The sequence below is a fragment of the Mesorhizobium sp. B2-6-4 genome (assembly GCF_006441495.1).
In the GTDB taxonomy this organism is placed as follows: Bacteria; Pseudomonadota; Alphaproteobacteria; order Rhizobiales; family Rhizobiaceae; genus Mesorhizobium.
This window is the reverse complement of sequence record NZ_VFUE01000001.1, coordinates 289,264-306,578: the sequence shown is the minus strand read 5'-3', so window position 1 is coordinate 306,578 and position 17,315 is coordinate 289,264. Positions and strand designations below refer to the sequence as shown.

Here is a 17,315-nt window from a genome sequence, read left to right as displayed (position 1 = left end):
ATTGCGGGAAAGGCGCAAGGCGGCTTTCCGTCCGGAATTGCGAAGGAAGGAGTCACTCGCTGACGACCCCCGTCGGGGCGGTTTCTATCTTGAAGGCGGCCGAGATCAGCGCCCGAGTATAGTCGGTTTGCGGCTTTTCAAAAATCTGTTCGGAAGGACCGGCTTCGACGATCTGGCCATTGCGCATGACGATGACATCGTTGGCCAGGGCCCGGATGACCTTGAGGTCGTGGCTGATGAAGAGATAGGCGAGGTCATGCTTGGCCTGCAGGCTGCGCAGGAGGTCGACGACCTGCGCCTGCACGCTCATGTCGAGCGCCGAGGTCGGCTCGTCCAGCATGACGAAACGCGGGTTGAGCACCATGGCGCGAGCAATGGCGACGCGCTGGCGCTGGCCGCCGGAGAATTCGTGCGGATAGCGGTTGCGCGTCGCCGGGTCGAGCCCGACTTCCTTCAGCACGTCGACCACCTTGTCGTCGCGCTCGTCGAGCGACAGCTTCGGCTCGTGGATCTTCAAGCCTTCTTCGATGATCTCGGCGATGGACATGCGGGGGCTCAGCGAGCCGAAAGGATCCTGGAAGACGATCTGCAATTCGCGCCTGAGCGGGCGCATGGCGTTGAACGAGAGCTGGTTGATGTCGCGCCCGTTGAACTGGATGGTTCCGCTCGACGAGATCATCCGCGCCAGCGCCAGGCCGAGCGTGGTCTTGCCCGACCCGGACTCTCCAACCACGCCCAGCGTCTGGCCGGCCCGCACGGTGACATCGATGCCGTCGACCGCCTTCACATGGTCGACGGTGCGTCGGAAGAAGCCCTGCTTGATCGGAAACCAGACTTTGATGTCCTTGCCGGTCATCACGGGTGCCGCGGCGCTGTTGGCCGCGGGTGGCTTGCCCTTGGGCTCGGCCGCCAGGAGATGGCGCGTATAGGCGTGCTGCGGATTGGCGAAGATGTCCTTGGTAGGCCCCATCTCGACGATCTTGCCCTTGGTCATCACGCACACCCGGTCGGCGATCTTGCGCACGATGCCGAGATCATGGGTGATGAACAGCATCGACATGCCCTTGCGGCTTTTCAAGCCGGCCAGCAGCTCGAGGATCTGCGCCTGCACGGTGACGTCGAGCGCCGTCGTCGGCTCGTCGGCGATCAGGAGTTCCGGCTCGTTGGCCAGCGCCATGGCGATCATGACGCGCTGGCGCTGGCCGCCGGACAGCTGGTGCGGATAGGCGTCGAGGCGCTTCTGCGGCTCGCGGATGCCGACCTCGTTGAGCAGGGCCAGCGTGCGCGCCTTGGCCGCGCGGTCCGCCATGCCCTGGTGCAGCTTCAGGATCTCGACGATCTGCTGCTCGATCGTGTGCAGCGGATTGAGCGAGGTCATCGGCTCCTGGAAGATCATGGTGATCTTATTGCCGCGCACCTGCCGCAGTTGCTTCTCGTTCATGGCGAGCAGGTCGGCGCCCTGGAACAGGATCCTGCCCGAGGGGTGGCTTGCGCTGGGATAGGGCAAGAGCTTCAGCACCGACAGCGCCGAGACCGATTTGCCGGAGCCGGATTCGCCGACCAGCGCCACCGTCTCGCCCTTGGCGATGTCGAAGGAGATGTGATCGACGGCCAGCGACTGCTGTCCGCCTTGCGCAAAGGCGACGCTGAGGTCCCGGACCGAGAGCAGGGGAGGCTCGCTCATCGGAACGTCTTGCGCGGATCGAAGGCGTCGCGTGTCGCTTCGCCGACGAAGACCAGCAGCGACAGCATCAGCGAGATGACGACGAAGCCGGAAATGCCGAGCCACGGCGCGTTGAGATTGCGCTGCGCCTGCTTGAGCAATTCCCCAAGCGAGGCCGAGCCCGGCGGCAGGCCGAAACCGAGATAGTCTAGCGAGGTCAGCGTCGAGATCGAGCCTGAGAGCAGGAACGGCAGGAAGGTCAGTGTCGCCACCATGGCGTTGGGCAACAGGTGCCGGAACATGATGGTGCGGTTGCGCACGCCGAGCGCGCGCGCCGCGTTGACGTACTCGAAATTGCGCGCGCGCAGGAATTCGGCCCGCACCACGCCGACCAACGCCACCCAGGAAAACAGCAGCATCAGCCCGAGCAGGATGAAGAAGCCCGGCGGCAATATGGCGGCGACGATAAGCAGGAGATAGAGCACGGGGATAGCCGACCATATCTCGATGAAGCGCTGGAACAGCAGGTCCGTCCAGCCGCCGAAATAGCCCTGTAGGGCGCCGGCCGCGACGCCGATCAGAGCCGAGCCGGCGGTCAGGATCAGTCCGAACAGCACCGAGATACGGAAACCGTAGATGACCCGCGCCAGCACGTCGCGCGCCTGGTCGTCGGTGCCCAGCCAGTTCCAGTTACCGACGCTGCAGGCCGGATCAGCAGGCCCTTGCGGGTACTGGTTGCAGCGCGTCTTGGCGTCATACTGCCAGGACGGCTTGGCCGGGGCTGCTTCGGGAATGGCGTTGTTGACGGTCTGGTATGAATAGCGGATCGGCGGCCAGATCATCCAGCCATTGGCGTTGATCTCGTCCTGGATCACCGGGTCGCGATAGTCGGTGACGGCATAGAAGCCGCCGAACTTCTCTTCGGGATAGGCGACCAGCACCGGAAACAGGATCTCGCCCTTGTAGGAGGCGATGATCGGCTTGTCGTTGGCGATGAATTCGGCGAACAGCGACAGCACGAACAGGACAAGGAAGATCCACAGCGACCAGTAGCCGCGCCGGTTGGCCTTGAAGTTCTGCAGGCGGCGCTTGTTGAGCGGCGACAGAAACGGCCGCGGCATCCGCTCCGGCACGACCCCGGCGGTAACACTTGCCTCCGACATCAAACGTCTCTCCGCTCGAAATCGATGCGCGGATCGACCCAGGTGTAGATGAGGTCGGACAGCAATCCGACGAACAGGCCGAGAAGCGAGAAGATGTAGAGGTTGGCGAACACCACGGGATAGTCGCGTTCGACCACCGACCGGAAGCCGAGCAGGCCGAGCCCATCGAGCGAGAAGATGTTTTCGATCAGCAGCGAACCGGTGAAGAAGGCCGAGATGAAGGCGCCGGGAAAACCGGCGATGACGATCAGCATGGCGTTGCGGAAGACATGGCCATAGAGCACCTGCCGTTCCGAGAGGCCCTTGGCGCGGGCGGTCACCACATACTGCTTGCGGATTTCCTCCAGGAAGGAATTCTTGGTCAGCAGCGTCGTCGTGGCGAAGGCCGACAGCACCAGCGCCGTCAGCGGCAAGGTCATGTGCCAGAGATAGTCCCCGATCTTGGCCGGCCATGACAACTGGTCCCAATTGTCCGAGACGATGCCGCGCAGCGGGAACCAGTCCCAGAACGAACCACCGGCAAACAGCACCATCAGCATGATGCCGAACAGGAAACCCGGAATGGCATAGCCGACGATGACGACGCCGCTGGTCCAGATGTCGAAGGGGCTGCCGTCCTTCACCGCCTTGCGGATGCCGAGCGGGATCGAGATCAGGTAGGACAGGAGCGTGATCCACAGCCCGATCGAGATCGACACCGGCATTTTTTCCAGGATCAGGTTGAGCACCGAAATGTCGCGGAAATAACTGTCGCCGAAATCGAACCGGATATAATTCCACAGCATCAGGCCGAAGCGCTCGAGCGGCGGCTTGTCGAAGCCGAACTGCTTCTCCAGCTTCTTAATGAATTCCGGATCGAGCCCCTGCGCGCCGCGATATTTTGAACCGACGTCGCCGGCGGCATCGAAATTACCACCGCCCGCATCGCCGCCGCCACCGCCCAGACGATCGCTGCCGCCCTGGTTCGTCAGCTTGGCGATGACCTGCTCGACCGGGCCGCCGGGGGCAAACTGAATGACGGCGAACGAGATCGCCATGATGCCGAACAGGGTCGGAATCATCAAAAGGATGCGGCGCAGGATATAGGCGCCCATCAGATGGTGCCCTCCCGACGCATGTGATTGGCGAAACCGTCGATGAACGCGCCTCTTTCCCCGTCACTATACGGGCAGAGGATGCCGGTCCACCCTCCGCAGCTGCGGCGCAGCTGCTGCGGAGGACGGGCAGGCAGGTGAGGGGCGGTGCTTACGCCCGCAAGAAATTCAGCCTTTGCCAATTTTTGCCGCCTTGCCCTTGTCGAACCACCACAGCGTCTCGACCGGAAAGCCGAAATCAGGCTTTTGCTCGACGAAGCCGAACATGTCCCAATAGGCGACGCGGTGATTCGCCAGATAGTATGTTGGAATCCAGTCCAGCCGCGCGCGCAAGACCCGATCGAGCGCTCTGAGCGCGGTGACGAGTTCGGACCGGCTTCGCGCCTTGCCGGCTGCCACGATCAACGCGTCGATGGCCTTGCTTTCTGTTCCGGGGTAGTTGCGCTGCCCCGGGATTTTCGCCATTCGAGAATCATAGAGCATCTCCAGGCTGTCATCAGTCGGCGTCGCCCCGATCGACCAATGCAGCACGGTAAGATCGAAGTCGAAATCGCTCTGCCGCTGTTCATATTGCGCCGAATCGACCTGCCGGATCGAAGCGTCGATCCCGATCGCCTTCATATTCTCGGACCATGGGGTGTAGATGCGAACGATGCCGTCATCCTCCGTCAGCATTTCCACCCGCAGCCGCTCGCCCTTGTCGTTGACGACGAAATTGCCCGCCCGCTTCCAGCCGGCTTGCGCGAGCAATCTCGAAGCCTCGCCCAGCAGCTTGCGGTCATGGCCTGACCCGTCGGACAGAGGCTGCGTCACGGCTTCGCCAAAAACCTCCGGTGGCAACTCGGCCCGGAATGGCTCCAGCAGGACCAATTCCTCAGGCGAGGGCAAGCCTTCGGCCTTGTAATCCGACCGTTCGAAGTTCGATTGAGAGCGCTCGTAAGAGCCATAAAACAACGCCCGCTTCATCCATTCGAAATCGAAACACCGGGCGATCGCCCGTCGCACCCGCTCATCGCGGAATTGCGCACGACGCTGGTTCAGTGCGACGCCCTGCATGTCTGGCGTCTTCTCGCCGGGAAATTCCCGTTTGACGACCTTGCCGTCCTTGAGCGCCGGAAAATCGTAGCCGGTCGCCCAGACCCGCGCGGTAAACTCCTCGCGAAAATGCGTGTCACCCTTCTTGAAGGCTTCGAACGCCGCCTGCCGGTCGAGATAGAAGTCGATGCGGATACGGTCGAAATTATACTGGCCGCGGTTCACCGGGAGGTCGCGGCCCCAATAGTCGGCCACGCGCTCATATTCGACTGTCTGTCCCGCGGCCACTCGCCCCATTTTGTATGGTCCCGAGCCGAGCGGCGGCGTCATCGTCGAAGCATTGAAATCATTGGCCGCATAAAAGGCCTTGGACACGATCGGCATCGCCACGATCCTGAGGATGTTTTGCGCGGACTGTTCGCCGTTGAAGGTAAGGTTGAGGGTGAGCGGATCCTCGGCGACCGCGTCGGTCATATACCGCAACGCCTGGGAAAGGTTCGGATGCCCTTGCTCTTTGTAAAGCTTCAACGCGAAGACGACGTCTTCGGCGGTCAGCGGCGAGCCGTCGTGGAAACGCGCTTGCGGTCGCAGCGCGAAGCGGAAGCCGTTGCGGTCTTGCGACAAGGTGACAGACTCGGCAAGCAGGCCGTAGACCGCATCCGGCTCGTCGAGCGCGCTTGCCATCAAGGAATCGAAACAGAGTTCGGTGCGCGGCGGCGCATCTCCTTTCAATACCAGGGAATTCAACGTGTTGAAGGTCAGGAAGCTTTGGTTGAGCGTGCCGTTCGGCGGCGCGAAATTCATCTGGCCGCCCTTGGGTGCATCCGGATTGACGTAGTCGAAATGCGTGAAATCCGGTTTGTATTTGAGGTCGCCGTAGGCGGACAGGCCGTGCAGTTTGGTGCCGGTCGCAATATTGGCAAAGGCTTTTCCGGGCAACAGGGCGGCGACAGCGGCGGCACTGCCCAGGCCCAGGAAATCGCGACGGGGCAGCACCGCCATCAATTGTTGCCCTTGTATTTGGCCGCCAGCGCCTTTTCCTTCTCCGGATCGATCCACCAGGAATTCTGGTCGGCGCCGATATAGCTCGGCTGTTTGGCGGGAATGCCGAATTTGTTCCAGTAAGCCAGCCAGACCACGGCTCGATAGTACTGCGGCACGACGTAGTAGTTCCACAGCAGCACGCGGTCGAGCGCGTGGGTGGCGGCAACCAGGTCCTCGCGGTCGGTGGCGAAGATGATGCGATCGACCAGGGCATCGACGACCGGGTTCTTGATGCCGGCGTAGTTGCGCGATCCCGGCCTGTCGGCGGCCTTGGAACTCCAGAAGTCGCGCTGCTCATTGCCAGGCGATTCCGACTGGCCGAGTTGCCCGATAATGACATCGTAGTCGAAATTGTTGACGCGGTTGACGTACTGGGTCTGGTCGATGATGCGCAACGTGGCGTCGACGCCGATCTTGCGCAGATTGGCGATATAGGGGCTGGAGATGACTTGGTCGGTGTCGTTCCAGCCGAGTATCTCGAACTTGAACGGCTCGCCGGTCTTGGCATTGATCATCTTGCCGCCCTTGATCACCCATCCAGCCTTGGCGAAGAGGTCGACTGCCTGCTTCAGGTATTTCCGCTCGGCCTGCGGCGAATCGTAGACCGGCAGCTTGAATTCCTGGGTGAACAGTTCGGGCGGCAGCTTGTCGCGATACTGTTCAAGAATTTCCAGCTCCTTGCCTTGCGGCAAGCCGCTGGAGGCCAGTTCAGTTCCCTGGAAATAGCTGCTGGTGCGGGTGTTGAACCCGTAGAACAGCGTACGGTTCATCGTCTCGAAGTCGAAAGGATAGGTCAGCGCGGCCCGCACCAGGCGGTCCTGGAACAGCGGGCGCCTCTGGTTGAGCATGAAAGCCTGCATCGGCTCTGGCGAGGTGGTCTTGAATTCCTGCTTGATGACATCGCCGGCCTTGACCGCCGGGAAATCATAGAATGTCTTCCAGCGCTTCGAACTGTTTTCCGGTTTGATGTCGTCAAGTCCGCCTTTGGTGAAGGCCTGCCAGGCGGCATTGTCATCAAGGATGTAGGTGAAACGCTGCCTGTCGAAATTCTCGCGGCCGACCTTCACCGGCAGCTTGGCACCCCAATAGTCCGGCACGCGCTGCCAGACGATTTCCGAGCCAGGCTTGAAGCTGGCGATCTTGTAGGCGGCGGAGCCGAGCGGCGGCTCCAGCGTCGGCCTGGTGACGTCGCGCTTCTTGCCGTTGGCATCCGTGCCTTCCCACCAATGTTTCGGTAGCACGGCGAGGTCACCCAGGATTTTAGGCAGCTCGCGGTTGCCCTTCTGGCTGAAATGAAACTCGACTTCGCGATCCGAGACGGCCACGGCATCCGTGACATTCTCGAAATAGCGGCTGTACATCGGGCTGTTCGCCTTCAGCACCTGGAATGACCAGATCACGTCGTCGACGGTGATAGGCTGGCCGTCATGCCATTTCGCGCGGGGGTCGAGCCGGTAAGTCGCCGAGGAAAAGTCGGCCGGGTATTTGTAGGCGTCGGCGATCAGCGGATGGCTGACACTGCCTTCGTCGGTCGCCTGCTCCATCAGCGTGTCGTAGAGCAGGCCGCCGCCGAACCCGACCAGGCCGGCGGCCGGTGAACCCTGCACGATATAGGGATTGAAGCTGTCGAAAGTGCCCAGTACCACCGAATTCAGCGTGCCGCCTTTGGGTGCGTTGGGGTTCACGTAGTCGTAGTGCTGGAAATTGTCGCCATATTTGGATTCGCCGATCAGCGATGAGGTGGTGCGCCACTCATCGGCCAGGGCCGCCTGCAACCCCGCGGCCAGCAGGGCCGCCGCCAGCAACGATTTGAGAAGCACTCGGCCAAGCGTCATCCACTGTCCTCTTCGCGATGCGTGCCATCATCCAGAAAGGCAATCTAGATGATTTGCCGCGCGTGAAAACCGCCATGCGCGGCTTTGTCGCCGTAGAGGCGGTTTTCCTAACGAAAAAGCCGGGCAGAACCCGGCTTTTTCAAGGTCGTCGAGACTATATCCGATTTATTGAGCAGGCGCCGGTGCCGGGGCGGCCGGAGCTGGTGCGGCGGGAGCCGCAGGCGCCGCTGGCTTGGCAGGAGCTGCGCCTTCGGCCGGCTTGGCCGGTGCGGCCCCTTCGGCGGGCTTGGCGGGGGCGGATGCATCGGCGGCAGCGCCCGGCGCGGGCAGCGGCTTGGGATTGTCCGACAGCGTGCGCAGATAGGCGATGACGTTGGCGCGGTCTTCTTCCTTCGGCAGGCCGGCAAAGCCCATCGCCGTGCCTTTCACGAATTTTTTCGGCGAGGTGATGAAGTGGTTGATGTTGTCGTAGGTCCACTTCTCTGTGCCGCCCTTGGAAAACTCCTTCATGCCGGCCGAATAGGCGAAGCCCTCATGCTCGGCGACCGGGCGGTCGATGAGATCCCACAAATCCGGGCCGACCTTGTTGGGGCCGCCCTTCTCGCCGGAGTGGCAGGCCTGGCATTTCTTGAAGATGGCAGCGCCCTGTTCGGCACTTGCGTTGGCCAGAAGATCCGCGATCGGCTTTTCGGCGGCTGCCGGAGCGGCGGGGCCGCCCTCGGCGGGCTCGGCGGCCTCGATGGCGAAGCCGGGCTTTTCCGGAGCGGGCGAGGCAAACAGCGCGTCCGACACGATGCCGACCGAGAACACCACGAAAACGGTTCCGAGCAATCCGGCGAGCAGCTTGTTGACTTCGTTGGAATCCATACGCCCCTTGCTCCCTTTTCCGGCGGACCGATCCGTCCACTCCGTCCGTCGGTATCGAGACCTGCCCTCCAGAGCCGGTCAAATCGCGCGGAAACTAGGTCTTTTGCTCCGGCGTTGCAACACCTATAAGGGCGCTTCCAGTGAGACCTTTTGCCACTTTCCCCTCCTCGTTTCGAACGCCCGCCAAACCGATGTCCACCTTGATCCTGATCCCCGCCCGCATGGCCTCGACCCGGCTCCCGGGCAAGCCGCTGGCCGACATTGCCGGCGCCCCGATGATCGTCCATGTCGCGCGCCGCGCCGCCGAGGCCGGGCTTGGCCGTGTGGTGGTGGCGACCGACACGCAAGGCGTGGCGGAAGCGGTGCGCGCGCATGGTTTCGAGGCGGTGATGACGCGCTCGGACCACGAATCGGGTTCGGACCGGATATTCGAGGCCCTGACGGTGCTGGATCCGGCAAACAAGGTCGAAACCATCGTCAATGTGCAGGGTGACCTGCCGACCATCGATCCCGCGATCATCGTGGCCTCGCTCAGGCCGTTCGAGGACAGGGCGGTGGACATCGCCACGCTCGGCGTCGAGATCGAGCGCGACGAGGAAAAGACCAATCCCAACGTCGTCAAGATCGTTGGCTCGCCATTGTCGGCCACCAGGCTGAGGGCGCTTTATTTCACCCGCGCCACCGCGCCCTGGGGCGAGGGCGCTCTCTATCATCACATCGGCCTCTATGCCTATCGCCGCTCGGCGCTCGAGCGCTTCGTGGCGCTCAAGCCGTCGCCGCTGGAGCGCCGCGAGCGGCTGGAGCAGTTGCGGGCGCTGGAAGCCGGCATGCGCATCGACGCCGAGATCGTGCGGTCGCTGCCGCTCGGCGTCGACACGCCGCAAGACCTGGAACGGGCCAGAACGATCCTTTCAAACTGAGCGCCGAACCGACACCCCTTCAACGAGAATTGGCCATGCCTGAAAAGACCAACAGAATATCCTTCCAGGGCGAGCCCGGAGCCAATTCCGACACCGCCTGCCGTAACGTCTATCCCTCGATGCAGCCTTTGCCATGCCCGACCTTCGAGGACGCGTTCAACGCGGTCGAGACCGGCAAGGCCGATCTCGCCATGATCCCGATCGAGAACACCATCGCCGGGCGCGTCGCCGACATTCACCATCTGCTGCCGGAATCGAGGCTGCACATCGTCGGCGAATATTTCCTGCCCATCCATTTCCAGCTGATGGTGCTGCCAGGTGTGAGGCGTGACGAGATCAAAACCGTGCACAGCCACATCCATGCGCTCGGCCAGTGCCGCAAATACGTCCGCAAAAATGGCTGGAAGGCGGTTGTCGCCGGCGACACGGCGGGCGCGGCCAAGATGGTCTCCGAGGTCAAGGACCGCACCATGGCCGCCCTGTCCCCGGCATTGGCCGCAACGCTCTACGGCCTAGACATCATCGAGGAGAATGTCGAGGACACCGATTCCAACGTCACGCGCTTCGTCGTCCTGACCAAGAACAAGCAGTGGGCCGAACGCCCGTCGCTTGACGCCAAGATGATGACGACCTTCATCTTCCGCGTCCGCAACGTGCCGGCCGCCCTCTACAAGGCGATGGGCGGTTTCGCCACCAACGGCATCAACATGACCAAGCTCGAGAGCTACCAGCTCGGCGCCTTCACGGCGACACTGTTCTACGCCGACATCGAGGGCCACCCCGACGATCCCCTGGTCAAGCTGGCGCTGGACGAGCTTCGCTTCTTCTCGCGCGAGGTGCGGATCCTCGGCGTCTATCCGGCGAGTGAGTCACGCGAGCAGTGGAAGGTAGCGGATTGAGCTACCAGCCAAGGGGCACATAGTCGATCTCCATGAAGGTCTCGACTTCAGGAATCCAGCGGTCGCGCACGAAGGCGACGTGGTCGGGATGGTCGTTGTACCTGGTATAGGCGGCCTGGTCGGCGAATTCCATGGAGAAGCCGAACTGGTAGTCGTTCTTGGGGCTGACCTGACGCAGCTGTTCGAAATGGGTGACGCCCCTGATCGCCGAGAGGATTTTCCTGGCGTCGACCAGGAACCTTTTTTCCTCCAGCGAGTGCGGCGGATGCTTCAGCGTGAACACGACGGTATGGCGGATCATTTCCCTCTCCTGATTTCCCTTATTCGCTGTCGACCCAGGCGCGGATCAGGTGATGCGCTATGGCTCCCTTCGGCGGCGTGATCAGATTGCCCGGATGCTCCCTGGCCAGCATCAGGCGCACCTCGTCGCGCAAGAACCAGCGGCAGTCTTCCAACTCGTTGAGGTCGGCCTGGATGTCTTCATTGAGCGGCTCGCCGAAGCAGCCGATCATCAGCGAATAGGGGAATGGCCAGGGCTGGCTGGCGTGGTAGACGACGCGGCCGAGCCGGATGCCGGCCTCCTCCAGCGTCTCGCGGCGCACCGCCGCCTCGATCGTCTCGCCCGGCTCGATGAAGCCGGCAAGGGCGGAGTACATGCCCGGCGCGAAATGCCGGCCGCGCCCGAGCAGGCATTTCTCGCGCGTCGCCGTCAGCATGATCGCCACCGGATCGGTGCGCGGAAAATGCTCGGTGCCGCAATTCGGGCAATGGCGCTTGTAGCCGCCGGCCCGCATTTGTGACTCGGTCCCGCATTTGCTGCAGAAACGATGGCTGGCGTGCCAGGCGAGCAGCGCGGCGCCCTGCGCCATCGCTCCGGCGGCCGCTTCGTCGATCAGGCCTTGCATATAGACCGAGCGGTAGTCGATGGCCTTGACCGTTTCGGGAAGCTGTTCCGGCTCGAGGCCGGCGGTCACCGCCAGCACCGGGCCCTGGTCGGAGAATCCGAGCAGCACGCCGCTGCCGGGCAAGGTCTGGAAGGGCAGGCTTTCGGCGACGCCGAACCAGGGGTCGAAGCTGCCGTCACGAACCTTCAGGTAGAGCCGGCCGCCCTGCATCAAAAGCAGCCTGGTTCCAGGATCGGCGAGCGCTTTGTCGACCGAATCGTCGGCGCGGTTCTCGGATTGTCGGTCGATACTGTTGCCGGCGAAGCCGACGAATTGGCTCGGCTCGCGCAAGGGCGCGTCAAACAGGCTAAAGCTCATGCGGACTCTGGGCGTTCGGGATGGACACGTTCGGGATGGACACGGGAAGGCTTATAGCGCCGCCCTTATCGTTTCGGCAAACCGGCGCAGCTCGGAGCGCTGATAGGGCTCGCGCAGGCCGTGTCCCCACACCGGGCCGGGCCAGCCGGGATCGCCTTCCGAACGGGCGATGACGTGGATGTGCAGCTGGCGCACGATGTTGCCGAGCGCGCCGGTGTTGATCTTGGTGCAGCCGGTCACCTTCTTCAGCGCCTGCGCCACCATATTGGTCTCGAAGGTCAGCATTGTCTGGTCGAGTGGCGTCATGTCGTGGATTTCCTCCACGCCCGGCCGCTGCGGCACCAGAAGCAGCCATGGCCAGCGGCGGTCGTTCATCACGCGCAGTTCACACAGCCCAAGCCACATCAACTGCTCGCTGTCCGCCTCCAGCCGGGTATCCAGCGTGAATCCGGCCTTCAGGCCCGGCAGCATCGGCGTTTCCCTTGCTTTTGGTGTTTTCCTCAGAGTCATGAACGCTAGAGCGGCTGCATCGAGGCTGCAAGCGAATCTCGTGGCTGGTGCAGCCGATTTGCCTGCGCCCTTGCATTTCGTCGCCGAATTGCCGATATGGACGGCGGGAGGTTGGTGGTGGACGATCCACTCGCCAACCGGGTCAGGTCCGGAAGGAAGCAGCCCTAACGAGCCCGGAACGGGTCATTGTTCCAGCCTCCCACCTCATCGGCCCTTCTCGCGACGTTGACGACGCATTGCAGCGCGGGCGAAACTATGCGCAGGAATCGGCCGCCTTTTGGCGCGGCCATTTGGAGTTTTGCGGGCGAATGAGCGAAGCCGGAAATTCGGGACCAAAAAGCCTGGAGATAGGCAAGGCTGGCGCCTATCGCGTGCTGGCGCGCAAGTACCGTCCGGCGAATTTCTCCGAACTGGTCGGCCAGGAGCCGATGGTGCGCACGCTCACCAACGCTTTCGCCACCGGCCGCATCGCCCAGGCCTGGATGTTGACCGGCGTGCGCGGCGTCGGCAAGACCACGACGGCGCGCATTCTCGCGCGGGCCCTGAATTATAAAACGGCAACAATCGACCAGCCTTCCGTCGACCTTGCCGTGCTCGGCGAGCACTGCCAGGCGATCATGGAAGGCCGCCATGTCGACGTCATCGAGATGGATGCCGCCTCGCACACCGGCATCGATGATATCAGGGACATCATCGAACGGGTGCGCTACGCGCCGGTCTCGGCCCGCTACAAGGTCTACATCATCGACGAAGTGCACATGCTGTCGACGCAGGCCTTCAACGGCCTGTTGAAGACGCTGGAAGAGCCGCCGCCGCACGTCAAGTTCATCTTCGCCACCACCGAAATCCGCAAGGTGCCGATCACCGTGCTGTCGCGCTGCCAGCGCTTTGACCTGAGGCGCATCGATGCGGCTGTGGTGAAGGCTGATCTCGCCCGGATAGCGGGCCTGGAAGGCATCGAGGCGGAAGACGACGCGCTGGCAATGATCGCGCGCGCGGCCGAGGGGTCGATGCGCGATGCTCAATCGATTTTCGACCAGGCCATCGCGCATGGCGGCGGTGCGGTCAGCGCCGAAGCCGTGCGCGCGATGCTGGGTCTCGCCGATCGCGCCCGCGTCGTCGATTTGTTCGAACATGTCATGAAGGGTGACGTTGCCGCGGCACTGGCGGAATTGCGCGCGCAATACGACACCGGCGCCGATCCGGCCGCCGTGCTGACAGACCTTGCCGAATTCAACCATCTCGTCACCCGGCTGCGTTTCGTTCCGGCCGCCGCCGACGACGCGGCGCTGTCGCAGGACGAGCGCGAGCGCGGCGCCGATTTCGCGCGGACGCTCTCGATCAAGGTGCTGTCGCGGACGTGGCAGATGCTGCTCAAGGGCATCCCGGAGGTGCAGTCGTCCAACCGCCCTGTAAGTGCCGCCGAGATGGTGCTGATCCGGCTGGCGCATGCGGCCGACCTGCCGACGCTGGACGAAGCATTGAGATCGCTGGAGAACGGCCTGCCGGCGCCGGGCGCCGCGCCGCGTTCGAACGGCGCGCCGGCGAGCCCCGGTAATGGCGGCGCTCCTGGTGGCAACGGCGCCAGCGCAGTGGCGCAGGCGCGCATGCCCGGCGGGTCGGGCGGCGCGCAGACCATGCGGCTGGTGGAAGCCGCGCCCGCTCCGGCCGCCTTCATTGCGCCTGTGCAGCCGGCGCCGGAGGCGCAGCCAATACCGCTGAAATCGCTGGCCGATATTGTCGCCCTTGCCGACGCGCAGCGCGACATCGCCTTCAAGGTGCTGGTCAAGCGCTGCATCCGCCTCGTGCGCATCGAGCCCGGCCGCATCGACGTCAGCCTGACCGACGATGCGCCCAAAATGCTGCTTAACGATTTGACGACCAAGCTGCGCGCCTGGACCGGTCGCAACTGGCTGGTGTCGCTGTCGAAGGAAGAGGGCGGCCAGACGCTGGCCGAAATGGAATCGACCAGGCGCGAGAACGCTTTGCTCGACGCCAAGAGCGATCCGACGGTCGCCGCCATCCTGGCGCGTTTTCCCGGCGCCAGGATCATCGACGTGCGCATCCCCGACGCGCCGGAAGCCGACGCGGTCGAAGCCGAAGTGCCGGTCGAGCCGCCGGCGGACGACGACGAACCCTGACGAAACCACGACTCTGCAAAGGATCGGACCATGAAAGATCTTCTCGGCCTCATGGGCAAGGCGAAGGAAATGCAAGCCAAGTTCCAGGCTATGCAGGACGAAATCGCCACGGTCGAAGCCGTCGGCCAGGCCGGCGGCGGCCTGGTCATTGTCACGTTGACCGGCAAGTTCGAGATGAAGTCGCTGAAGATCGACCCGTCTCTGTTCAAGGAGGATGAGGTGGAGATCCTCGAAGACCTGCTTCTGGCCGCTCACAATGACGCCAAGGCCAAGGTCGAGCAGATCATGCAGGAAAAGACCAAGGCGCTGACCGCCGGCCTGCCGATTCCGCCGGGAATGAAACTGCCGTTCTAGATGCATGTCGCCCAAGAGTGTGCGACGGTTTTGGGATAACGACATGCATAAAGCCAAAGACTAGTTGGCCATGGCCGAAGAGCCGTCCGAAAGGCTGATCGAGCAGCGTATCCGCAACAGGATCTACGAGATCCTGGAAATCCTGGCCGATTCTGATGCCGGCGTCGATCTCGTCGGCATCAAGGGCTATTTCAACCTGTTCGAGGATTTCGTGCATCGCCCCTCGATCGAAGCGGGCACTTCGGCGCTCTCGAAGGAAGAACGCGCCATCGTGCTGGAGATCGCGGATTTCCTGGAGGCTGCCGGAGAGGCCAATCCCGATTTCACCAGGTCCGAGTTCATCGACAGCGACTGGCCGGGAAAGATCGCGCCGGTCGCCCGCAATGCGCGAGCATTGTTCCTGAAGCGCGGGCTGTTCTCGGAGAAATTCGAAGAAATTGAGCCAGGACGGCCGGCAGCGATTTCAGCCGGGCGATAATGCATGTCGTCCAAAAGCGGTCTCGGCCTGGACAAGGGCGTGCATAAAACAAAGGCTTGAAGTCCGGATCTTGCCACGTAACTGTGCCAGTTTGGCAACAGCATCTCACCAATAACGTTTTAGCCATCATTTTGCCCGAAAGTGTCTCATTCTTGCCGCAGCCTGGGGGCGGGCATCGAAGTGAGAGGGTTACCTGTTGATTGCCACGCGATGGAAGACGCCGCTGTTGCTCGGCGTCGTCACGTCTCCCCTGTTCCTGGCCGCTTGCAGCCAGACCGCGTCACACGGCATGTCCAGCCTGACCGACGCCATCACGCCGAGTTTCCTGAGCTCTCGCGGCTACCACACGCCGAAGGACAGGGAATGCCTGGAAAGGGTGATGTTCTTCGAATCCAACCGGTCGAGCCGCGATGGCATGATCGCCGTCGGCACTGTCGTGATGAACCGGCTGCGCTCCGGCAAACATGGTGACACCATCTGCGCGGTGGTGGGCGAGCGCGGCCAGTTCGCGCCCGGCGTCATGACCAGGCCGATGAATTCGCGTGCCATGCCCGATGTCGAGGAAGCCGCCGACGCCGTGCTCAAGGGCGAGCGCAAGGCCAAGCTCAAGAACACGATGTATTTCCACACCGCGGGCCTGCGCTTCCCCTACAAGAATATGCATTACACCATGGTCGCCGGCGGCAATGCGTTCTACGAGAAGCGCGGCCGCAACTGGCAGCCGCTGCCGGACGAGCCGACGGTCGCGGTCGCCTCGGCCGAGCAGCCAGCAGCCTTGCCCGGAGTAGCCGCGACTCGTGTCGCTTCCGCCGAGCCGACGGCCAAGACATCCGATCGCACCGCTGCGGCGTACGTGACTGCCGCGGCGGAGCCGGTGCGCTCCGGCAAGGCGGCCCAGCAGACCTACGTGACGGCATCGGCTGCGCCGGCCGCAAAATCCGCGCGCGTCCAGGAGAAGCCGACGATGGTGGCGATGCAGGAGCCGATGGAGGAACCGGACGCCGCTCGTTTTGGCGGGACCTTGAACACGAAGGTCATTTCCTCGGTGCAGGGCGCGCCGCAGGAAGCGGCGATGGGGTTCCAGTCGACGCCTGAGAACACGGATGCCATCGGCGCAATGATCGTCAGCCAGAGCCGTCCGCTCGAAACCAACTGAGGCGGGCCGCACTTGACGGCCTGCCGGTGCTGGTTGGAGACGCGGTCCGGACGCAAAACCGCTTCGCACTTTTCGCGGAATTGCTCTAGATCAGGGCAATGTCCAAGCGAATCGCGGGTCCCGAGATCGAACGCCTGATCCAACTCCTGGCCAAAGTGCCGGGGCTTGGTCCTCGTTCGGCCAGGCGCGCCGCGCTGCATTTGATCAAGAAGAAGGAACAGCTGCTGTCGCCGCTCGCCGCCGCCATGGGCGAGGCGGCCGACAAGGTGCGCATTTGCTCCACCTGCGGCAATGTCGACACGTCCGACCCCTGCATGATCTGCACCGATCCGCGCCGTGACGCCGGCACGCTGATCGTCGTCGAGGACGTCTCTGATCTGTGGGCGCTGGAGCGGGCGGCGGCGATGAACGTGCGCTACCACGTGCTGGGCGGCACGCTGTCGCCGCTCGACGGCATCGGCCCCGATCAGCTCAACATCCGCTCATTGGTCGACCGCGTCGCCGGCGGCGAGGTCAAGGAGATCATCCTGGCCGTCAATGCCACGGTGGAGGGCCAGACCACGGCCCACTACCTGACCGATCAATTGCACGGTTTCGAGGTGAAGATAACGCGGCTGGCGCATGGCGTGCCGGTCGGGGGCGAACTCGACTATCTCGACGAAGGCACGCTGGCGGCAGCGCTGCGCTCCAGGACGGCGTTTTGACGCGATTGCGGGGAAGGATGCTTGTCACGGTGATCCCGCATCCTCAAAAGTTGGCGTTCCGTGGCGCCCCCCTCTGTCCTGCCGGACATCTCCCCCTCAAGAGGGGAGATTGGCAATTTCGCAGCCGGCATCTCCTTTTCAACGGCGGTGTTTGGCGAAGGCAGAGACAACGGTCGATCTCCCCCCTTGT

At 63.1% G+C, this 17,315-nt stretch carries 16 protein-coding genes and 1 other RNA gene; 8 read left to right on the top strand and 9 right to left on the bottom strand.

What is annotated here, in order from left to right; all coding sequences use genetic code 11:
* Positions 1–52: 52 nt before the first annotated feature.
* The 6 genes from FJ426_RS01410 to FJ426_RS01385 all read right to left on the bottom strand — a co-directional run bounded on the left by FJ426_RS01410 (position 53) and on the right by FJ426_RS01385 (position 8,701).
* Positions 53–1,684, bottom strand: a complete 1,632-nt coding sequence (locus FJ426_RS01410; protein ID WP_140513100.1) for an ABC transporter ATP-binding protein — start codon at positions 1,682–1,684, stop codon at positions 53–55.
* The gene (locus tag FJ426_RS01405; RefSeq protein ID WP_140523799.1) at positions 1,681–2,826 is read right to left on the bottom strand and encodes an ABC transporter permease; all 1,146 of its coding nucleotides are present in this window, start codon (positions 2,824–2,826) and stop codon (positions 1,681–1,683) included. The genes FJ426_RS01410 and FJ426_RS01405 overlap by 4 nt, the downstream gene beginning before the upstream one ends.
* Positions 2,826–3,920, bottom strand: coding sequence for a microcin C ABC transporter permease YejB (locus FJ426_RS01400; protein WP_140496886.1), 1,095 nt, complete (start codon positions 3,918–3,920; stop codon positions 2,826–2,828). The genes FJ426_RS01405 and FJ426_RS01400 overlap by 1 nt, the downstream gene beginning before the upstream one ends.
* Before the next feature lie 168 nt (positions 3,921–4,088).
* On the bottom strand, positions 4,089–5,957 hold the full coding sequence (locus FJ426_RS01395; RefSeq protein WP_140559693.1) for an extracellular solute-binding protein: 1,869 nt from the start codon (positions 5,955–5,957) through the stop codon (positions 4,089–4,091).
* Positions 5,957–7,834, bottom strand: coding sequence for an extracellular solute-binding protein (locus FJ426_RS01390; protein WP_140559692.1), 1,878 nt, complete (start codon positions 7,832–7,834; stop codon positions 5,957–5,959). Before FJ426_RS01390 ends, FJ426_RS01395 begins: the two co-directional genes overlap by 1 nt.
* Before the next feature lie 165 nt (positions 7,835–7,999).
* Positions 8,000–8,701, bottom strand: a complete 702-nt coding sequence (locus tag FJ426_RS01385) for a cytochrome c family protein (protein WP_140496880.1) — start codon at positions 8,699–8,701, stop codon at positions 8,000–8,002.
* 191 nt (positions 8,702–8,892) lie between these two features.
* Here FJ426_RS01385 and FJ426_RS01380 point away from each other — a divergent pair, with 191 nt between their 5' ends.
* Both FJ426_RS01380 and FJ426_RS01375 read left to right on the top strand, forming a co-directional pair.
* Positions 8,893–9,621 carry a 3-deoxy-manno-octulosonate cytidylyltransferase gene (locus tag FJ426_RS01380; protein WP_140523806.1) on the top strand — a complete coding sequence of 243 codons (729 nt, stop codon included), beginning with the start codon at positions 8,893–8,895 and terminating at the stop codon, positions 9,619–9,621.
* Positions 9,622–9,656: 35 nt separating this feature from the next.
* Positions 9,657–10,520: a prephenate dehydratase gene (locus FJ426_RS01375; protein ID WP_140513110.1), complete on the top strand. Its 864-nt coding sequence runs from the start codon at positions 9,657–9,659 to the stop codon at positions 10,518–10,520.
* 1 nt (position 10,521) lies between these two features.
* Here FJ426_RS01375 and FJ426_RS01370 read toward each other — a convergent pair whose 3' ends face one another.
* From FJ426_RS01370 to FJ426_RS01360, 3 genes are read right to left on the bottom strand one after another with little or no spacing between them, the layout of a single operon-like run.
* The gene (locus FJ426_RS01370) at positions 10,522–10,821 is read right to left on the bottom strand and encodes a Dabb family protein (RefSeq protein WP_140496873.1); all 300 of its coding nucleotides are present in this window, start codon (positions 10,819–10,821) and stop codon (positions 10,522–10,524) included.
* Between the two features lie 19 nt (positions 10,822–10,840).
* On the bottom strand, positions 10,841–11,782 hold the full coding sequence (gene nudC, locus FJ426_RS01365; protein ID WP_140496871.1) for an NAD(+) diphosphatase: 942 nt from the start codon (positions 11,780–11,782) through the stop codon (positions 10,841–10,843).
* Positions 11,783–11,833: 51 nt separating this feature from the next.
* On the bottom strand, positions 11,834–12,253 hold the full coding sequence (locus tag FJ426_RS01360; RefSeq protein ID WP_140556749.1) for an HIT family protein: 420 nt from the start codon (positions 12,251–12,253) through the stop codon (positions 11,834–11,836).
* Between the two features lie 145 nt (positions 12,254–12,398).
* Between FJ426_RS01360 and ffs the strand changes: the two genes are divergently transcribed.
* The 6 genes from ffs (at position 12,399) to recR (ending at position 17,125) form a co-directional block, all read left to right on the top strand.
* An RNA gene (gene ffs / locus FJ426_RS01355) (signal recognition particle sRNA small type) lies at positions 12,399–12,495 on the top strand.
* Between the two features lie 105 nt (positions 12,496–12,600).
* Positions 12,601–14,433 carry a DNA polymerase III subunit gamma/tau gene (locus tag FJ426_RS01350; RefSeq protein ID WP_140559691.1) on the top strand — a complete coding sequence of 611 codons (1,833 nt, stop codon included), beginning with the start codon at positions 12,601–12,603 and terminating at the stop codon, positions 14,431–14,433.
* A gap of 30 nt (positions 14,434–14,463) precedes the next feature.
* Complete coding sequence (locus FJ426_RS01345; protein ID WP_140496865.1) at positions 14,464–14,787, top strand: YbaB/EbfC family nucleoid-associated protein; 324 nt, start codon at positions 14,464–14,466, stop codon at positions 14,785–14,787.
* Between the two features lie 70 nt (positions 14,788–14,857).
* Positions 14,858–15,265, top strand: a complete 408-nt coding sequence (locus FJ426_RS01340) for a hypothetical protein (protein WP_140496863.1) — start codon at positions 14,858–14,860, stop codon at positions 15,263–15,265.
* Between the two features lie 196 nt (positions 15,266–15,461).
* Entirely contained in the window at positions 15,462–16,421 is a 960-nt protein-coding gene (locus FJ426_RS01335) for a cell wall hydrolase (RefSeq protein WP_140559690.1), read from the top strand.
* A gap of 98 nt (positions 16,422–16,519) precedes the next feature.
* Positions 16,520–17,125 carry a recombination mediator RecR gene (gene recR / locus FJ426_RS01330; protein WP_140496859.1) on the top strand — a complete coding sequence of 202 codons (606 nt, stop codon included), beginning with the start codon at positions 16,520–16,522 and terminating at the stop codon, positions 17,123–17,125.
* Positions 17,126–17,315 lie beyond the last annotated feature (190 nt).